Origin of the sequence: Streptomyces umbrinus, assembly GCF_030817415.1 — a bacterium.
Lineage (GTDB): Bacteria > Actinomycetota > Actinomycetes > Streptomycetales > Streptomycetaceae > Streptomyces > Streptomyces umbrinus_A.
Map to the genome: position 1 here is coordinate 11,379,742 of NZ_JAUSZI010000002.1, position 16,358 is coordinate 11,396,099.

The 16,358-nt window shown below is 70.6% G+C and carries 16 protein-coding genes; 9 read left to right on the plus strand and 7 right to left on the minus strand.

Annotated elements, in window-relative coordinates; genetic code table 11:
* Positions 1-22: 22 nt before the first annotated feature.
* Positions 23-2,149: an NAD-dependent DNA ligase LigA gene (ligA, locus tag QF035_RS50460; RefSeq protein WP_307529391.1), complete on the minus strand. Its 2,127-nt coding sequence runs from the start codon at positions 2,147-2,149 to the stop codon at positions 23-25.
* Between the two features lie 55 nt (positions 2,150-2,204).
* Here ligA and QF035_RS50465 point away from each other — a divergent pair, with 55 nt between their 5' ends.
* Positions 2,205-3,356, plus strand: a complete 1,152-nt coding sequence (locus QF035_RS50465) for a sigma-70 family RNA polymerase sigma factor (protein WP_373467031.1) — start codon at positions 2,205-2,207, stop codon at positions 3,354-3,356.
* 69 nt (positions 3,357-3,425) lie between these two features.
* Positions 3,426-4,208, plus strand: a complete 783-nt coding sequence (locus QF035_RS50470) for an SDR family NAD(P)-dependent oxidoreductase (RefSeq protein WP_307529393.1) — start codon at positions 3,426-3,428, stop codon at positions 4,206-4,208.
* Positions 4,209-4,435: 227 nt separating this feature from the next.
* Here the strand turns inward: QF035_RS50470 and QF035_RS50475 are convergent, their stop codons facing one another.
* Entirely contained in the window at positions 4,436-4,945 is a 510-nt protein-coding gene (locus tag QF035_RS50475) for a winged helix-turn-helix transcriptional regulator (RefSeq protein WP_307529395.1), read from the minus strand.
* 128 nt (positions 4,946-5,073) lie between these two features.
* Here QF035_RS50475 and QF035_RS50480 point away from each other — a divergent pair, with 128 nt between their 5' ends.
* Both QF035_RS50480 and QF035_RS50485 read left to right on the plus strand, forming a co-directional pair.
* Entirely contained in the window at positions 5,074-5,859 is a 786-nt protein-coding gene (locus tag QF035_RS50480; protein WP_307529396.1) for an SDR family oxidoreductase, read from the plus strand.
* Between the two features lie 38 nt (positions 5,860-5,897).
* Positions 5,898-6,257 carry a nuclear transport factor 2 family protein gene (locus tag QF035_RS50485; RefSeq protein ID WP_307529398.1) on the plus strand — a complete coding sequence of 120 codons (360 nt, stop codon included), beginning with the start codon at positions 5,898-5,900 and terminating at the stop codon, positions 6,255-6,257.
* Positions 6,258-6,307: 50 nt separating this feature from the next.
* Here the strand turns inward: QF035_RS50485 and QF035_RS50490 are convergent, their stop codons facing one another.
* The 3 genes from QF035_RS50490 to QF035_RS50500 form a co-directional block, all read right to left on the minus strand.
* Positions 6,308-6,850, minus strand: coding sequence for a hypothetical protein (locus tag QF035_RS50490; protein WP_307529399.1), 543 nt, complete (start codon positions 6,848-6,850; stop codon positions 6,308-6,310).
* A 13-nt stretch (positions 6,851-6,863) separates the two neighbouring features.
* A complete protein-coding gene (locus QF035_RS50495) occupies positions 6,864-8,945 on the minus strand; it encodes a SpoIIE family protein phosphatase (RefSeq protein ID WP_307529401.1) in 2,082 nt (693 codons plus the stop codon).
* Between the two features lie 383 nt (positions 8,946-9,328).
* On the minus strand, positions 9,329-9,775 hold the full coding sequence (locus QF035_RS50500; protein ID WP_307529403.1) for an ATP-binding protein: 447 nt from the start codon (positions 9,773-9,775) through the stop codon (positions 9,329-9,331).
* A gap of 306 nt (positions 9,776-10,081) precedes the next feature.
* Here QF035_RS50500 and QF035_RS50505 point away from each other — a divergent pair, with 306 nt between their 5' ends.
* The 3 genes from QF035_RS50505 (at position 10,082) to QF035_RS50515 (ending at position 12,114) form a co-directional block, all read left to right on the plus strand.
* Positions 10,082-10,954 carry a helix-turn-helix domain-containing protein gene (locus tag QF035_RS50505; protein WP_307529405.1) on the plus strand — a complete coding sequence of 291 codons (873 nt, stop codon included), beginning with the start codon at positions 10,082-10,084 and terminating at the stop codon, positions 10,952-10,954.
* Complete coding sequence (locus QF035_RS50510) at positions 10,951-11,202, plus strand: DUF397 domain-containing protein (protein WP_055614220.1); 252 nt, start codon at positions 10,951-10,953, stop codon at positions 11,200-11,202. Before QF035_RS50505 ends, QF035_RS50510 begins: the two co-directional genes overlap by 4 nt.
* Before the next feature lie 84 nt (positions 11,203-11,286).
* A complete protein-coding gene (locus QF035_RS50515) occupies positions 11,287-12,114 on the plus strand; it encodes an SAM-dependent methyltransferase (RefSeq protein WP_269647106.1) in 828 nt (275 codons plus the stop codon).
* 49 nt (positions 12,115-12,163) lie between these two features.
* Here the strand turns inward: QF035_RS50515 and QF035_RS50520 are convergent, their stop codons facing one another.
* Together QF035_RS50520 and QF035_RS50525 are read right to left on the minus strand one after the other, a co-directional pair.
* Complete coding sequence (locus tag QF035_RS50520) at positions 12,164-12,724, minus strand: GNAT family N-acetyltransferase (protein WP_307531967.1); 561 nt, start codon at positions 12,722-12,724, stop codon at positions 12,164-12,166.
* A 93-nt stretch (positions 12,725-12,817) separates the two neighbouring features.
* Entirely contained in the window at positions 12,818-14,248 is a 1,431-nt protein-coding gene (locus QF035_RS50525) for a hypothetical protein (protein ID WP_307529409.1), read from the minus strand.
* 116 nt (positions 14,249-14,364) lie between these two features.
* Between QF035_RS50525 and QF035_RS50530 the strand changes: the two genes are divergently transcribed.
* Positions 14,365-15,261, plus strand: a complete 897-nt coding sequence (locus tag QF035_RS50530; protein WP_307529410.1) for a helix-turn-helix domain-containing protein — start codon at positions 14,365-14,367, stop codon at positions 15,259-15,261.
* A gap of 101 nt (positions 15,262-15,362) precedes the next feature.
* A complete protein-coding gene (locus QF035_RS50535; RefSeq protein WP_307529412.1) occupies positions 15,363-16,340 on the plus strand; it encodes an SMP-30/gluconolactonase/LRE family protein in 978 nt (325 codons plus the stop codon).
* Positions 16,341-16,358 lie beyond the last annotated feature (18 nt).

Sequence of the window (16,358 nt, forward strand, 5' to 3'; positions counted from 1 at the left end):
GGTCCCACCGCTCGGGGTGGAATCAGTCGACGAAGTCGGTGACGAGGGCGGCGAACTCGTCGGGCGTGGCCAGCCGGACGCCGAGGGATCCGGCCTTGGCACGCTTGGATCCGGCGCCCTCACCGGCGACGACCATAGTGGTCTTCTTGGAGACGCTGGAGGAGGAGCGGCCACCGGCGCGTTCGATGAGTTCGTTCATCTGGTTGCGGCTGAGCTTCTCCAGCGGCCCGGTCATCGCACCGGTGACGACCACGGTCATCCCCGCGAGCGGACCGGCCGCCTCGCCCGCACCGCTCTCCTCGCCCTTCTCCGCGATGCTCCCCTCGCCGTTGTCCTCGCTGCTCTCGGCGGGCGGCTGGGGCGGCTGGGGCGGGGTGGCGCCGGGCTCGGTCATGTTCACCCCGGCCGCGGCGAGTTTGTCGATCAGCGGGGCCAGTTCGGCCAGCTCGGCGACGATCGACGGGGCCTTCTCGGTGCCGATGCCCTCGACCTGCTGCATCGTTTCGGCGTCGGCGGCGCGGATGAGGTCCATCGTGGCGAAGTACCGGGCGATACGCCGGGACATGGACCGGCCGGTGCCACGGACCCCGAGCGCGCACAGCACCCGGGACAGCGGTCTCCCCTTCGCCGTGTCGAGCGCGGTAAGGAGGTTGTCGGTACTGGTCTCGCCCATCCGCTCCAGACCCAGCAACTGGTCGCGGGTGAGGGAGAAGAGGTCGGCGAGATCCTTGACCAGCTCCGCCTCGACGAGCTGGACGACCCGCGTGTGGCCAAGGCCTTCGATGTCGAGCTGGTCGCGGCCCGCGGCGTACGAGAGGGCGGCGACCAGATGGCAGTTGCGGCCGTTCTCACAGCGCCAGCGCTGCTCGCTGGTGTCGATGCCGGCCCCGCAGCGCGGGCACACCTCGGGGAAGACGATGGCCTGTTCGGCACCGGTGCGCAGATGGGCGACGGGGGCCTCGATACGCGGGATGACGTCGCCGGCCCGGTGAACCATGACGTGGTCACCCAGGCGCAGATCGCGTCGGGTGATGTCGGCCGGGTTGTGCAGAGTGGCGTACGTGATGGTGGCGCCGTCGATCTCCACGGGCTCCAGCACCGCGCGCGGGGCGATGATGCCGGTGCGGCCGACGTTCCACTCCACCTCCAGCAGCCGGGTGATCTTCTCCACGGCGGGCAGCTTGTAGGCGATCGCCCAGCGCGGAGCGCGCGAACCGGAACCGGCGGCCTGCTGGTCGGCGGCCAGGTCCGCCTTGATGACGATGCCGTCGATCCCGAACGGCAACTCGGCCCGCAGCGCGGCGATCTCCCGCACCCGGTCCAGTACCTGCTCGGCCGTCTCCGCGACAATGCCGGGCACGGCAGTGGTCGCGGTGGTGTTCACCCCGAGCCCGGCGGCCCGCACCATGAGGTCGCTGTGCGCGCTCTCGCCCAGCCGCTCCGCGAGCTCCACCTCGGTGTCGGCGAGAGGCAGCAGGCCGTAGCCGAAGAACGTCATCGGCACCGTGTAGGCACGCTCCTTGGCCCGCAGCGTGCCCGCCGAGGCGCCGCGCGGGTTCGCGAACGGCTGCCCGCCGTGCGCGGTCCGCACCTCGTTCGCGTGCTCGAACTGAGCGGTGGTCATCAGGACTTCACCGCGCACCTCCACGGTCACCGGCTCGGCCAGCTCCTGCGGCAGTCCCTCGATGGTGCCGATCGCGTGCGACACGTCCTCCCCGGCCGTCCCGTCGCCCCGAGTGATCAACCGCTCCAGGCGGCCGTGCGTGTAGCGGGCCGCGATCGCCAGACCGTCCAGCTTCGGCTCGACACTGAACCGCTCCGCCTCGTGGCCGATGCGCCGGGCCAGCGACGCGGTCCAAGCGGTGAAATCCTCGGCCGAGAACACGTTGTCCAGGCTCAGCATCACCACCGTGTGCGGCACATCCCCCTCCACCGCGCCGCCGGCGACCTTCCCCGTCGGGGAATCGGGCAGCACCTCGTCGGGATGGCCGGCCTCCCACGCCGCGATACCGCGCACCAACCGGTCGTAGGAGTCGTCGTCCAGCACCGAGGTGCCGCCCGCGTAGTAGGCGGCCGAAGCCTTCACCGCGTCCTCGACCGCCTGCGCGTAGGCGGCGGCATCCACGATCACTGCAGCTGGTGTTGTCATGCCCGTCATCTTGCCTGCCACCACTGACAACGCCCCGGTGGCGGCGTACCCGTCCATGCATTCCGCCGCCTCGGTGGGCCCGACGCGCGCGGTGGGCCCACCGCGCCATGGCCCGACGCGGCTTGCGCCGCCTCCCGGCTGGCACAATGACGGCGCATCAGCCCCGAGTCGCCGCCCGAAAGGCTCCGTCGTGCCGCAGCAGACCGACACCGACGCAGGCTTCGCCGAGCTCCTGGAGCCGTACCGCCGCGAACTGCAGGTGCACTGCTATCGCATGACCGGCTCGTACGACGAGGCCGAGGACCTGGTCCAGGAGACGTTCCTGAAGGCCTGGCGGAGCCGGGAGGCGTACGAGGGCCGGGCGAGCATGCGCACCTGGCTGTACCGCATCGCCACCAACACCTGCCTGGACCACCTGCGTCGCCACCAGCGCACCCCGCACCCGTACGAGCGGCTGCCCGGCATGGAACACGGCAAGGGCGAGCCGCCGACACGGATCGAGTGGCTGCAGCCGTACCCCGACGAACTGCTCGCCGACATCCCCGCCGAGGAGGCGGGCCCCGAGTCGCAGGCGCTGTCGCGGGAGACGGTCGAACTCGTCTTCCTCGCCGCGCTGCAGCATCTGCCGCCGAGGCAGCGGGCGGTGCTGATCCTGCGGGACGTGGTGGGCCTGCCCGCCACGGAGACCGCGGGCCTGCTGGAGCTGTCCACCGCATCCGTCAACAGTGCCCTGCAACGCGCCCGGCCCGCACTGCGCGAGCACCTCCCCGCGGGCCGCCGTACGGAATGGGCCCCGTCGGCCGCGCCGACCCGCGAAGAGCGCGAGGTGGTCGAGCGCTACCGGGACGCGGCCGAGCGGCTCGACCTGTCCGCGATGGCGGAGCTGCTGGCAGCCGACGCCAAGCTCACCATGCCGCCGAACCCGTTCTGGTTCGTCGGACGCGAGGCGATTCTCGCCTTCGTCGGCCAGACTCTCGACCCGGCCTCCCCGATGTACTTCGGCCGGTGGCGGCACCTGCCGACCTGGGCCAACGGGCTGCCCGCGGTTGGCGGTTACGTCCAGAGGCCGGGGACGACCGTGTACCGCGCCCAGACCCTGGACGTCCTGCGAATCGAGGACGGCCGCATCGCGGAGATCACCACGTTCGAGCCGCACCTGCTCCCGGCTTTCGGGCTGCCGCTGAGAATTTCCGACCAGGAGCGATGACTGACGCGCTCGCCGTGCGTCTGTATGGCCGACATCTTCGGATCACACAGCTGCGGACCAGGAGCCGTCATGCTGCTGCAGGACAAGAACGCGATCATCTACGGCGCCGGCGGGCACATCGGCGGTGCCGTCGCCCGCACCTTCGCCCGCGAGGGCGCCCGTGTCTTCCTCGCCGGGCGGACGGCCGCCAAGCTGGAGGCGGTGGCCAAGGACATCGAGGCGGCAGGCGGCCGGGCGTACGCGGCCGTGGTCGACGCGCTCGACGAGCGGTCGGTGGAGGAGCACGCCGACACCGTGCTGGCGGAAGCGGGCTCGGTCGACATCTCGTTCAACCTCATCACCCGCAACGACGTGCAGGGCACGCCCGTGGTCGACATGTCGCTGGCCGACTACATCGCCCCGGTGACCACCGGCATCACCACCAACTTCATCACCGCCCGAGCCGCGGGCCGCCGTATGGCGGAGCAGGGCTCCGGCGTGATCCTCGCCCTCAACAGCGGCTCCGCGCACGCCAGTCCGATGATGGGCGGTACGTGCCCCGCGGACGCGGCGATCGACACGCTGATCCGCGCGCTGGCACAGGAGCTCGGCCCGAAGGGCGTACGGGCGCTCGGGCTGTGGGTGGCCGGAGTGCCGGAGACCCTGACACCGGAGAAGCTCGGAGCCGTGGACCCCGCGATGGCGAGCCCCGAGGCGCTGCGGGGCATCCTCGACATGCTGGACGGCCTGCGCATGCTCCCGGCGTCGCCGCGGCTGCGGGAGGTCGCGGAACTGGCCGCGTTCCTCGCCTCGGAGCGGGCCGGAGCGGTCACCGGAACGTGGGTCAACGGGACCGCGACGTTCACGAGCTGAGACAGCGGGCACGTAAGGCGGCGCCCGGCATCCGAGGACGAAACGGCCGGTGGGAGCTGATCGCGCAGTTCCCCGCGCCCCATCGGGGCGCGCGGAGCTGCTCCCTGCGGGGCGCGGGCTTCGGGTTGCGTGAAGAGACGCCCTTAAGGAGTGCGGGGAACTGCGCGGCCCGCCCCCACCGGTCGCGCGCCGCGCCCACACGAGAGCTCCGGCCGGGCGCCCTCGCCCTACGCCTCCACCGCCGGGCTCCCCGGCCGCGTCGCGTAGCGGCTGCGCATGGCGTCGCCGGCCGCGGGCCCTGCCGCGAAGACGTAGTCGTCGCTGTCGTCGAGCCGACGGCCGGTCCTGGCGTCGACGACGACGGGCTCGACCTCCTGGCCGCTGTGCGCGTCGACGAGGATCATGCTGCGCTCCGCCGCCGGGAGACGGGAGTTGCCCCACGCGGCCAGGGTGACGATCACCGGTCGCAGGGAGTGCCCGAGTTCGGTCAGTACGTACTCGTGGCGGACGGGGTTGGTCTGGTACGGCCGGCGCTCCAGCAGCCCGTCCTCCACCAGGGTCTTGAGCCGGGTGGTGAGCATGCTGGAGGAGATGCCGAGGCTCTCCTGGAACTGGTCGAAGCGGGTGTAGCCGTCGAAGGCGTCGTGGAGGATCAGCAGAGTCCACCACTCACCGACGTGCTGCACCGTCGTGGACAGGGGGCACTCCCGGTCCTCCAGCCTGATCCGGCTTGCCACGGCGACCGTCCCTTCAGTTACTGCTAAAGTCGAAGTTAGTAGCTTCTATTTTAGCAGTTTAGCCGGGAGCAGTGGTGCACCATGCCCGCACCCGGACCCCGTATGCCCCAACCAGGAAATGGGACACCGTGACGACAACCCTCAGCGAATCCCTCGAAGACCGGCGCGCCTTGGTCACCGGCGGCACCAAAGGCACCGGCGCCGCGATCGCCCGACGCCTGGCCGAAGCCGGTGCGACCGTGCTCGTCACCGCCCGCAGCCGCCCCGACGACGTCGAGGAGAAGACCTTCGTCGGAGCCGACCTGTCCACCGCGGAGGGCGCCGCCCACGTCGTCGCGGAGGTGGAGGCCCGTCTGGGAGGCGTCGACATCCTCGTCAACGCCCTCGGCGGATCCGAGGCACCGGCCGGTGGCTTCGCGGCGCTCGGCGAGGACGACTGGACCAGGGAACTGAACACGAACCTGCTGGCCGCCGTCCGTCTGGACCGTGCTCTCCTGCCGCACATGATCGCCGGCGGCAAGGGTGCGATCGTGCACGTCACCTCGATCCAGCGCCGCATGCCGCTGTGGAACGGAACCCTGGCCTACGCAGCCGCCAAGGCCGCCTTGACCACCTACAGCAAGGGCCTGGCCAACGAGGTCGCCCCTCGGGGCGTCCGAGTCAACGCCGTATCGCCCGGCTTCGTCCAGACGTCCGCCGCCGACGACCTCGTCGCCCGGATCGCCCACGAGGCAGGCATCACCGAGGAAGCGGCACTGGGCCGGCTCATGGACTCCCTCGGCGGCATCCCGCTCGGTCGTCCCAACCGGCCCGAGGAAGTCGCCGAACTCGTCGCCTTCCTCGTCTCCGACCGCGCCTCGGCCATCGTCGGCGCCGAACACGTCATCGACGGCGGCACCACCCCCACCGTCTGACCCCGTCACCACCCTTCACCCCCTGTACGAGGAGCGTCATGCCCGACAACCAGCCCCGGACCATTGCCCTGGACGCCCTGCCCGAGGCGATCACCCGCTATCTGACGGCGCACCGCGACCACGACACCGCCACCGCGGTAACGGCGTTCACCGACGACGCCACGGTGGTCGACGACGGCCACACCTACGAGGGCGTCGCGGCGATCGGGGGATGGCTGGGCCGGGCCGCCACCGAATTCACCTTCACCGTCCAGCTCACCGACGCCCGGCAGACCGACGCGGACCACTACATCGCCACCCAGCACCTCGAAGGCGACTTCCCCGGCGGCACCGTCGATCTGCACAACCGGTTCACGCTCCGCGACGGGCTCGTCGAACGCCTCGTCATCGAACCCTGAGCCCGCGTACTCGCCGCGTACCACCCCTTGCCCGGAGGGGAGCCGTCGCGTCAGCCCTTGGGGCGGTGTCCCGTCGCGCTGAGCGCCTCGCCGAGCAGGCCAACCGCCTTCGGGCCGACGCCGTGCATGGCCAGCAGCTCGGCCTCGCTCACCTCGGCGACCTGGGCGAGCGTGGTGATGCCGACGTCGGCGAGTGCCCGGGTGGCGGGACTTCCGATGGCCCGGGGCAGGTCACCGACCTCACCGGCAGCCGCCGTCTCCGCTGCTTGTGCCTGCGCCGCCAGTCGCTCGGGCGCGTGCGCGAGCCAGGCGCGACGCACCCAGTGGTTGAGCAGCTGACCGTTGATGTCCCCGATCGGAAGGCGTACGCCGATGGGCGTCGCGCCGCGGGTCAGCCGCTCGGCGGTCGGGTGCGCGGCGAGAACCTCGTCGGCGTCCGCCGTGGGGAGGTGCAGCTGCACGTAGTCGTCCTCGCCCAACGAGGCGAACCGCTTGTCGCGCACGGAGAACGACTTCGTGCCGGAGCCGGTGCCTCGCTCCGCCGTCCCGGGGAGCGAGAGAGCCGTCCTGCGAAGCTGGGCGAGGCTGGTCATGAGCGAGGGATCCTTACGCCTGTGGCTGGGCGCGGGCGATGAGCAGGGCCACGTCGTCGTGGTTGTCGGGGTGGTGCAGGGTGCTCAGGAGCAGGTCGCAGACGTCCTCCAGAGGGCGCGTGGGGTCGTCGAGGAGGCCCAGGAACGTGTTCAGGCGGTCGTCTAGGTCGTGCTGGCGCGTTTCGACGAGCCCGTCGGTGTAGAACACGAGCTGGTCACCGGGACGGAGATCGAAGGTGGTCGTGGAGAAGGCGACACCGCCCACGCCCAGCGGCGCCCCGGTGGGCAGGTCGAGCAGTTCGGGAGGATGGCCGGCGCGGATACGGGCCGGCGGCAGGTGCCCGGCGTTGGCGATCGTGCACTGGTGTCGGTGGGGGTCGTAGACGGCGTACACGCAGGTGGCGATGGACTCGTCCAGGCCCCCTGTGGTCTTGTCGAGGTGTTCCAGGAGCCGGGCGGGATCGAGGTCGAGCGAGGCCAGGGTGCTCGTCGCCGTGCGCAGCCGGCCCATGGTCGCGGCCGCGTTGATGCCGCTGCCCATCACGTCGCCCACGACGAGCGCGGTCTTGTCGCCGTCCAGGGGGAGGACGTCGAACCAGTCGCCGCCCACCTCACCTGCCGCCCCCGCGGGCTGGTAGCGGGAGGCGACCTCGAGCCCGGCGGTCATGCGTGGGTGGCTGGGCAGCAGGCTGCGCTGCAGGGCGACGGCGGTGTTGCGGGCGTTCTGGTACCAGCGGGCGTTGTCGATCTGAACGGCCGCACGGGAGGCCAGCTCGCGGGCGAGCACGAGGTCGTCGTTGCTGAAGGGCCGCGGGTTGCGGGTCCGCTTGAGATCCAGCGCGCCGAGCACCTCGCCGCGCGCGACCAACGGCACCGCCAGGTACGAGTGGACACCCGCCCGGCCCAGGAGTACGGCCGCCTGGGGATCCTGGGCGATACGGAGCAGGTCCTCGTCCTTCACCTGCGGCACCATGACCGGGCTGCCCGTGCGTATGCACTGGGTGACGAGACGGTCGGAGCCGTACCGGGTCACCTGTCCGCGAGGCGCGGCCTCGTCGGGGGCCTCGGTGGCGGTGTGATCGGCCCGGACGGCCAGAGTGCGGATCAGGGTGGTCTCCGTGGGGCCGAGGTCGCTGCGGCGGCCTTCCACCACCGCCTCCAGCAGGTCCACGGACGCGATGTCGGCGAGCTCCGGCACGGCGACGTCGGCGAGTTCACAGGCGGTGCGGTCCAGCTCCAGCGTGGTGCCGATGCGCGCGGAGGCGTCGGCGATGACCGTGAGGCGTCGTCGCGCGGTCTCCGCCTCGATCGCCGAGCGGTGCCGCTCGGTCACGTCGACGACCGAGACGGCGACACCCAGCACGGACTGCAGGGAGTCCTCCAGCCGGTAGTACGAGGCCGACCAGGCATGATCCTCGTTCGGATCGGCCGGGGTCCGGCCGATCGTGGACTGCTCGACGAGAGGGAGGCCCGTGTCGAGGACCTGGCGGGCCGCGGACTCTATGGCCTCGGCGTCCAGGAACGGCAGGGCCTCGCGGATCGTCCGGCCGACGTGCTCCGCGGCCGAGATGCCGTTGATCCGCTCCAGGGCCGGGTTGACCGACACGTACCGCAGGTCCCTGTCCAGGACCGCAAGACCGATAGGGGACTGCGAGACCATCTGTACGGACAGCGCGACATCCCGTTCCAGGCGGTGCACGGTCGACTGATCGGCCGCGAGTCCCAGGGCGTAGACGCCACCGCGGTCGTCCAGGAGCCGCATGTTCCGGAACTCCACGAGCCGCGTGGTCCCGTCCTTGTGCCGGACGGGAAAGCCGCCGGCCCAGCCCCGACCGGTGTCCATGACGTCGGTGAACAGCTTCACGGCCAGGTCGACGTGCTGCTCGTGCACCATCAGGCGGGCCGCGTACTCGCCCAGCGCCTCCCGTGCCGTGTAGCCGAACAGTTCCTCGGCCTGCGGGCTCCACAGCACGACGCGTCCCTCGGTGTCCAGCACCACCGAGGCCACGCCCAGCACGTCCAGCAGCGCGCTCGGCCGTAACGGCCCGCGGACCCGCTCGTCGTCGTCGGACACGGGAATTCCGGCTGCGCTCATTTCAGGCACCGCTTTCGCCCGTTTACGCGGCACGCCGTTCCCTGTGCCGACTGTCCCCTGTTCTATCGTGCCCACCGTTTCCTCCGGTGCCGTTCTCGTCTGCCTTCACCATCTCCCAACACAGCAGTGGTTGTCCGGCGAAGACGTCACGGAAATGACGGGGAGATCCGGTCGCGGCTCACCGCGCCTCGGCGCGGGCCACCACTCCGACAGCGTGATCAGGGGCCTCAGGCGTCACAGTGGTTACTGACCGCGATTGGACTGTCGCGGGCAGTGCGGACCTCGGGGCGCGCTTCCGATGGGTCCGCTGCCGCGGGCGCGAAGCGGATGCCGACGGGCGCCCTGCGCGCCGACATCCGGGAGTGTCGTCGAACCCGGTGGGTTCAGACTTTGTCGGTCAGGGTCGCCCAGACCGCGTGCCCCCCGGTGAGCGCGGAGCGGTCGACTCCCCAGGTGTCGGCTATGTGCTGCACGAGAAGCAGCCCGCGGCCGTTCTCGTCGTCGGGTCCGGGATCGCATCGGGGGAGCAGGCGGCCCGTGCGGTCCTGGTCGTGCACCTCCAGGCGCAGGCCCCCTTCGCGCATGAGGCCGACGCCGCACAGAATCCGCGTACTGACCGTGTGCAGTACGGCGTTCGTGGCCAGCTCGGACACGAGCAGTACGGCGTCCGCACACAACTCGTCGGGCAGGCGCCACGCGGTGAGCCGCTCGCCCATCGTGTTGCGGGCGACCTTGACGCTGGTCCGGTGTGCCGGGAGTTCGAGCCAGTGGGCTGTGTCCGGGCTCGTGGAACCTAAGAGCCGAAGGGAGGGAGTCGTGTGGGGGGACACGGTGATTGCCTTCCAACAAGGAGGAGCGCTGGGAGAGTTGGGGATCACGACCTTCGGCTCCGTCCGGCGGGGTGTTCCGGCGGCCTGCGGTCCGAACGCTGGGGTTCGCCAACTCCACGGGGCGTGGCGGGTGTTGACGGTGGTGCGCGCGCGTTCGGTGGGATCGCTCACAGAACTAACTATGGTGGTAGCTCAGTTCACGCTGCAACCGTCTCCCTGATAATTTCAGGAAGGCGGTATCTGTCTGGTGTCATCAGCAAGTCGCTGTCAGACTCGTACCGGTGACAGTTCCTCAGGAGGTAGGGCGTGAGCGAAGCTCGGTCGGGCGTCGGCACCAGTGCACCCACTGTTCTCCGCATGATCCTGGGCAAGCGGCTGCAGGAGCTGCGGCAGGCCGCGGGAGTGTCGCTGGAGGACGCGGCGAAGGCCCTGCACGTGAAGCCGCTGACCATCCGCCGCCTGGAGAAGGCGGAGGTCGCGCTCAAGACCCTCTACGTCGAGAAACTGCTGCAGACCTACGGGGCCGAGCAGCAGGAGGTCGACGAGTTCGTCACCCTGGCCGAGCGGGCCAACGAGCCCGGCTGGTGGCATGCCTACCGCGATGTGGTGCCCGACTGGTTCAGCGCGTACGTGAGCCTGGAGACCGGTGCCAAGACACTGCGCACCTATGAGCCGCACTACGTGACCGGGCTGCTGCAGACGTACAACTACGCGCGTGCCGTGCTGCGCGGGGGCTTTCCCAACGAGAGCGACGAGGACCTGGGGCGGCGGGTCGATCTGCGGCTGCGCCGGCAGGGCCTGCTGGAGAGACCCGACGCGCCCACGTTATGGGTCGTGATGGAGGAGACCGTACTGCACCGGATGGTGGGCGGTGCCGAGGTGATGCGGGAGCAGATCGAGCGGCTCCTGGAGGTCTCGGAGCTGGACCATGTGAGCGTCGACGTAGTGCCGTTCACTGCCGGGGCCCACGTCGGGGCCTGCGCGCCTTTCACCTACTTCCGGTTCGAGGAGCGGGAACTGCCGGACATCGTCTACAGCGAGATCCTCTCCGCCTCCGTGTACCTGGACCAGCGCTCCGACGTCGCGGGTCATCTGGAGGCGCACAACCGGATGTCCTTGCTCACCTCGTCCGCGGACAGCAAGGCCCTGTTGAACCGCATGCGCAAGGAGTACTCATGACCACGACCGACGGAAGTGTGTACAACGGAATGCCCGCGTCGGAACTCGGCGAGCAGGGCTGGGAGCGTCCGTGGAGCGGCCCCAACGGGGGGCAGTGCGTGGAGACGAAGCAACTCGCCGACGGCCGCGTGGCGTTGCGGCAGTCGAACGATCCCGCCGGTCCCGCGCTGATCTACACACCGCAGGAGATCGCCGCGTTCGTCGCCGGCGTCAAGAAGGGCCTCGCCGATCATCTGGCGGCCGGCTGAACCGCACCACGAACGGGAGGAACCCGGGCCGGCCCTGGCTACGACCCGCCCGGCACACCGACGTACACCACTGAAGGGGCAAGAATGAGCAACTCCCAGGCCGCGCGGGACATCGACACCAGCAGGCCGCACTCCGCCCGAATGTACGACTACTACCTGGGCGGCAAGGACCACTTCGACATCGACAAGCAGGCGGCGGAGACGGTCGCGGCGGCCTACCCCGGCATCTTCGTGTGCGCCCGTGAGAACCGGGCCTTCATGCACCGCGCCACCCGGGTCCTCGCACGGGAGCACGGCATCCGCCAGTGGCTCGACATCGGCACCGGTATCCCCACCGAGCCGAACCTCCACCAGGTCGCCCAGTCCGTGGTCCCCGAGGCCAGGGTCGTCTACGCCGACAACGACCCTCTCGTCCTCAAGTACGCCGAGCGCCTGATGCGCAGCACCCCCCAGGGCCGCACCACGTACATCGAGGCGGACGCCAACGACCCCGAATCGCTCCTGAACGCCCCAGAGTTGGCCGAGGTGCTGGACCTGGGCCGACCCGTGGCGCTGTCCCTGAACGCCCTGATGCACTTCGTCACCGATGCCCAGGACCCGTACGGGATCGTCGGCCGCCTGCTGGACGCCCTGCCCTCCGGCAGCGCCCTGGCCCTGAGCCACTGCACGCCCGACTTCGACCCGCCCACCTGGGAGAAGGTCACCGCGATCTACACGGGCGCCGGCACCCCCGTGCAGTTCCGTTCCCAGAAGGACGTGGCCCGCTTCTTCGACGGCCTCGACCTCCTCGACCCCGGCATCACTGTCGGCCACCGCTGGCGGCCCGACGCACAGGATGACAACGCTGCCACGGAGCAGCAGCCGACGGACGCCGAGGTCAGCCTGTGGACCGGGGTGGGTGTCAAGCCGTAGCGGGGCGGTGTGACGGATGGGTCGGTGGGCCTCCACGGCCCACGGCCGCCTACCGCTGTCGCTGCCACTCGGCCCGGGTGAGTTCGTACTCGACCTCGCCGTGCTCGGAGCCCGCGAGTGCGTCCGGCCAGTCCTGGGTGAAGGTACGGACGAAGGACAGGCCTGCCTTCTCCATCACCCGCCGGGATCCCGTGTTGACCGTCATGGTGTTCGCGGTGACCCGCTCGACTCCGAGGTCGGTGAAGCCCTTGTCGATGAGGGCCCGCGACCCCTCGGTGGCGTAACCGTGGCCCCAGGCGGCCTTGTTGAGCCGATAGCCGAGTTCGACCACGGCCGGGCTGTCCTCTTCCAGTGGCCGGAACTCGAACCAGCCCAGGAACAGCCCGGTGGCTTTCCCCTCGGTGGCCCAGTAGCCGCGGGTCCCGAGGCCCGGATGGTCGTGCAGGAGCCGCGGCAGGGTCTTCGCGCGGATCTCCTCGCGGTTCACCGGACGGCCACCGTTGATGAAGCGCATGACATCGGGGTCGCCGTCCAGCGCGAGCAGGTGGTCGACGTCGGCGGCGGTGAACGGCCGCAGCACGAGCCGGTCGGTCTCCAGGAAGATGCCCATGCCGTGATGGTCACCGCCGTCGGACGGGGCCGCCACCGGATTTCAGGAAACGTGGGGCTGAAAGGCGGCCCGCGGGGCTGGGCAGAGGGGGCCTCATCCGTCGACGACCTTGAGAAGGTCGGCCCGTGAGGGTCCGGGTGGCATCCGCTGCCCCACCTCGGGGACGAGCCGGGCGACCGCGTCGGCGAGGGCCGGAGCGCGAAGCACCTCGCGGGCGCCGGGCAGGAGGTGGGCCGCGGCTCGTTCCGCGCGCAGTGCGTCGGTGTCGCGCTGGGCGAGCAGAGCGAGTGCTTTGGCGCGGCTCCAATCCGGGTTCCGGTAGGGCGTCCCGGCCGTGTGCGCGTCCATCTCGGCGAGTCGGTGGCGGGTGTAGGCGGCCGTCTGCTCGTAGATCCGTCCGAGGCTGTCCCTGGTCGCCTCGGCGAACCGGGTGACGAGTTCGAAGGGGTGGGTGGTGCCCGTCCGCCTCAGGGCGTCCCGCAGGAGCAGGCTGTGCTGCAGGCTCATGGCCAGCCCGCGTCCCACGGTCGGCGTGGTGATGGCCCAGGCGTCCCCGACGGCCACCAGCCCGGTGACGAGGGGCTGTCGGGTGTCGTACAGGGGCCGTTTGCGGTCCGTGAGGCCGGCCATGATCTGGATGCCGTCGGTGACGGGCTGCCCGTCGAGCCAGCGGTCCGCGCCGGGGAACAGACGTACGGCGGCGGACCAGGCGTGTTCGTTCCGCAGCGCCCGCCGCAGCTGCTGGTCGTCGCTGCGGCCGATGAGACAGAGCGAGTACGTGCCGTGGTCGGCCGGGATGCGCAGGAGGCCGAGCGATCCGTGCTCCACCACCAGGGGAAACCGGTCCGTCGGCATCTCGCCGTCGGCGGACCGGAAGTACTGGCTGTAGTAGGTGAAGCCGCGCCGGCGGGACTCGTCGACCGGACACGGCACGCCGATGTCCCGTAGCCAGGAGGGGAGTTGGGACCTGCGACCGGTGCAGTCGACCACCAGATCGGCCGCCGTGAAGCCCGCGTCGGTCTCGACTCCGGTGACCTGGGGAACGCGTTCGCCGGACGCACCGCCGTACGAGGTCCGCGGGCCCGGCGAGCTGCGCAGTCCCCGGCAGACGGTGCCCAGCCCGATGCGGATGCCCGCCCCCTCGGCGACGCGTGTCGCGGCGGACTCGAGCAGGGAACGCCGGGCGGCGAGGGTGTCGAACCGTTCGTCCCCGGCCGTCGGCGGACCGCGGAAGCCCGGTTCGGGCGTCAGCACGTTCATCCGGACGGCCCCCGCCCCGGTCATCTCCCGGACCAGGTCCGGGAGATGGGCCTCGGCGAGCTGGAGCCACCGCGCGAGCGGGAGGTGTGTTTGGCGCAGCTGTGCGATCCCGGGGCGCGGCCACTGGGACCAGGCGGGTTCCGCGCCGGACGGCGGGGGCTGCGGATCGCGTTCCAGGACGGTCACCCCGTGACCGTCCTGAGCGAGAAGCAACGCTGTCTGCAGTCCGCCAAGTGCGGCACCGAGTACGACGACCCTTGCCATGGTCAGTTGTCCTCCTCCAGTCGTGAGTCCGTCGGTCGAGGCGGCTGCCTCACCATCCCCTGCCTATCCATGGCAGGGGATGGTTGGTCCTGAAGCGGCGCCGCAGACTATGAGCCATGAACGGAAAGCGGCCCCTCGGGGAGTTTCTGCAGAAACGCCGGTCCCAGGTGCGGCCGGACGACGTGGGGCTCTCCACGTACGGGGAACGACGGCGGGTGCCCGGTCTGCGGCGCGAGGAGCTGGCGCTCCTGGCCGGTGTGAGTTCCTCGTACTACACCAGGCTCGAACAGGGGCACTCCTCGAACGCCTCACCGGAGGTCCTCGACGCGATCGCCCGGGCCCTGGATCTGGACGACGCCGACCGCCTCCACCTGCACGATCTCGCGATGGCGCAGCGCCGCCCGGCGAAGCCACGCAGGGTGCCGCCCGAGCAGGTGGCGGCGTCGGTTCGTCAGTTGGTGTCGGCCCTGACCGATGTGCCCGTGGTCGTCCTCGGCCGCCGCTGCGACGTCCTGGCCTGGAACCGGACGGGGCATCTGCTGTTCGCGGGGCATCTCGACCCGGAGAGCCCGGACCGGCCCGCGGATCGGCCGAACATGGCGGAGCTGGTTTTCTGCGACGGCCATACGCGGGATCTGTACGCCGACTGGCAGCAGAAGGCACGCGATGTGGTCGGAACGGTGCGTCTGGCGGCCGGCCGTCATCCGGACGACCCGAAAATGGCCTCACTCGTCGGTCATCTCCTGCTGAAAAGCCCTGAATTCGAATCACTGTGGGCCGACCACCGCGTTCGTGCCTGCCCGGTCGCGGTCTACACCATGCGGCATCCGTTGGTGGGCTCGATCGAGGTGACCCAGCAGACCCTCCAGGCCGAATCGGACCAGCGGATCGTCATGGTCACCGCGGCGCCCGGCTCGGCCTCCGCCCACGCACTCGCCCTCCTTTCCCGCACCGCGCATTCCCTACGCGCACCGCACATTCCGGTCCCGACAGCGGGTCCAGCTCCTCGGTGACTTCACGCCGGAGAACCCTTTTCTGATCCGGCATCAGTCGCCCCGCGCAGAAACACTTTCGTCGCTGCGTTCCTTGTCATGCCCGAAAACCTGAAGGAATCATGAAGAAGAACCTCAAAAGCGCTGTTCTTGCCGCCGCCGCGGCCGGCCTTTCCCTCGTGACCGTCGCCACGGCGACGGAGGCGGTGGCTGCCACCGCACCGCTGTCCCAGGCTCGGATCGTCAACCACTTCGACCTGGCCCAGGGGCAGATGCCGGAGAACGCCGTCATCGAGCCGAACGGCTCCGTGGACGTCACCTTCGCCGCCGCCCGCCAAGTGGCGCGCATCGACCGGGGTGGCGCGACGCAGGTCCTGGCAACCCTGCCGGCTCCCTCTGACGGCGGCGTCCACACCCCGGTGCTCGGCTTCCCGCTGACCACCGGGCTCGTCCGTACCGACGACGGGACCCTGTACGTCCTCTACGCCACCGGGACCGAGGACCTGACCGGCCTGTGGCGGCTCAAGCCGGGGCGCAAGGCGCCGGAACGCATCGCCGCCCTCCCCGCCGACGGCCTGCCCAACGGCCTCGCCTTCGATCCCCGCTCGCGCGCCTTCTACATCACGGACTCGGTCCTGGGCACCGTATGGCGAGTCCCCGCGAACGGCGGACGAGCGACCGCCTGGTCGACCGCACCGGAGCTCGCCGCACAGGGATTCCTCGGAGCCAATGGCGCACGCGTGCACGAAGGCGCTCTGTGGGTGACCAACCTCGACCAGGGCACTGTGCTGAGCCTCCCCCTCCGCGGCGGCCACCGCGCGAGCACACCGACCGTCAGGGCCACCGGCTTTGAAGGCATCGACGACTTTGCCTTCACCGGCCGGGGCAACGAGATCCTCGCCGCGCTCAACGGGCCCGGCACGGTCGTGCGCATCGCCGACGACGGCACGCACACCACCGTCCTGGACTCCGCCGACGGACTGCAGAACCCCACCTCCGTGGCGATCCGCGGAAAGGACGTCTACGTGCCCAGCGCCGCCTACCTCACCGCCACCGACCCCAACCTGCTCCACGCCCGCCTGAACCGTCACGGCCACTGAGCGCGGCAGTGACGAGGG

What these genes read in the sequence shown, in the direction of transcription:
- ligA (WP_307529391.1), bottom strand. Translation starts at nt 2,149, where the DNA reads ATGACAACACCAGCTGCAGTGATCGTGGATGCCGCCGCCTACGCGCAG.
- QF035_RS50465 (WP_373467031.1), top strand. Translation starts at nt 2,205, where the DNA reads ATGCATTCCGCCGCCTCGGTGGGCCCGACGCGCGCGGTGGGCCCACCG.
- QF035_RS50470 (WP_307529393.1), top strand. Translation starts at nt 3,426, where the DNA reads ATGCTGCTGCAGGACAAGAACGCGATCATCTACGGCGCCGGCGGGCAC.
- QF035_RS50485 (WP_307529398.1), top strand. Translation starts at nt 5,898, where the DNA reads ATGCCCGACAACCAGCCCCGGACCATTGCCCTGGACGCCCTGCCCGAG.
- QF035_RS50490 (WP_307529399.1), bottom strand. Translation starts at nt 6,850, where the DNA reads ATGACCAGCCTCGCCCAGCTTCGCAGGACGGCTCTCTCGCTCCCCGGG.
- QF035_RS50495 (WP_307529401.1), bottom strand. Translation starts at nt 8,945, where the DNA reads ATGAGCGCAGCCGGAATTCCCGTGTCCGACGACGACGAGCGGGTCCGC.
- QF035_RS50510 (WP_055614220.1), top strand. Translation starts at nt 10,951, where the DNA reads ATGACCACGACCGACGGAAGTGTGTACAACGGAATGCCCGCGTCGGAA.
- QF035_RS50515 (WP_269647106.1), top strand. Translation starts at nt 11,287, where the DNA reads ATGAGCAACTCCCAGGCCGCGCGGGACATCGACACCAGCAGGCCGCAC.
- QF035_RS50520 (WP_307531967.1), bottom strand. Translation starts at nt 12,724, where the DNA reads ATGGGCATCTTCCTGGAGACCGACCGGCTCGTGCTGCGGCCGTTCACC.
- QF035_RS50525 (WP_307529409.1), bottom strand. Translation starts at nt 14,248, where the DNA reads ATGGCAAGGGTCGTCGTACTCGGTGCCGCACTTGGCGGACTGCAGACA.
- QF035_RS50530 (WP_307529410.1), top strand. Translation starts at nt 14,365, where the DNA reads ATGAACGGAAAGCGGCCCCTCGGGGAGTTTCTGCAGAAACGCCGGTCC.
- QF035_RS50535 (WP_307529412.1), top strand. Translation starts at nt 15,363, where the DNA reads ATGAAGAAGAACCTCAAAAGCGCTGTTCTTGCCGCCGCCGCGGCCGGC.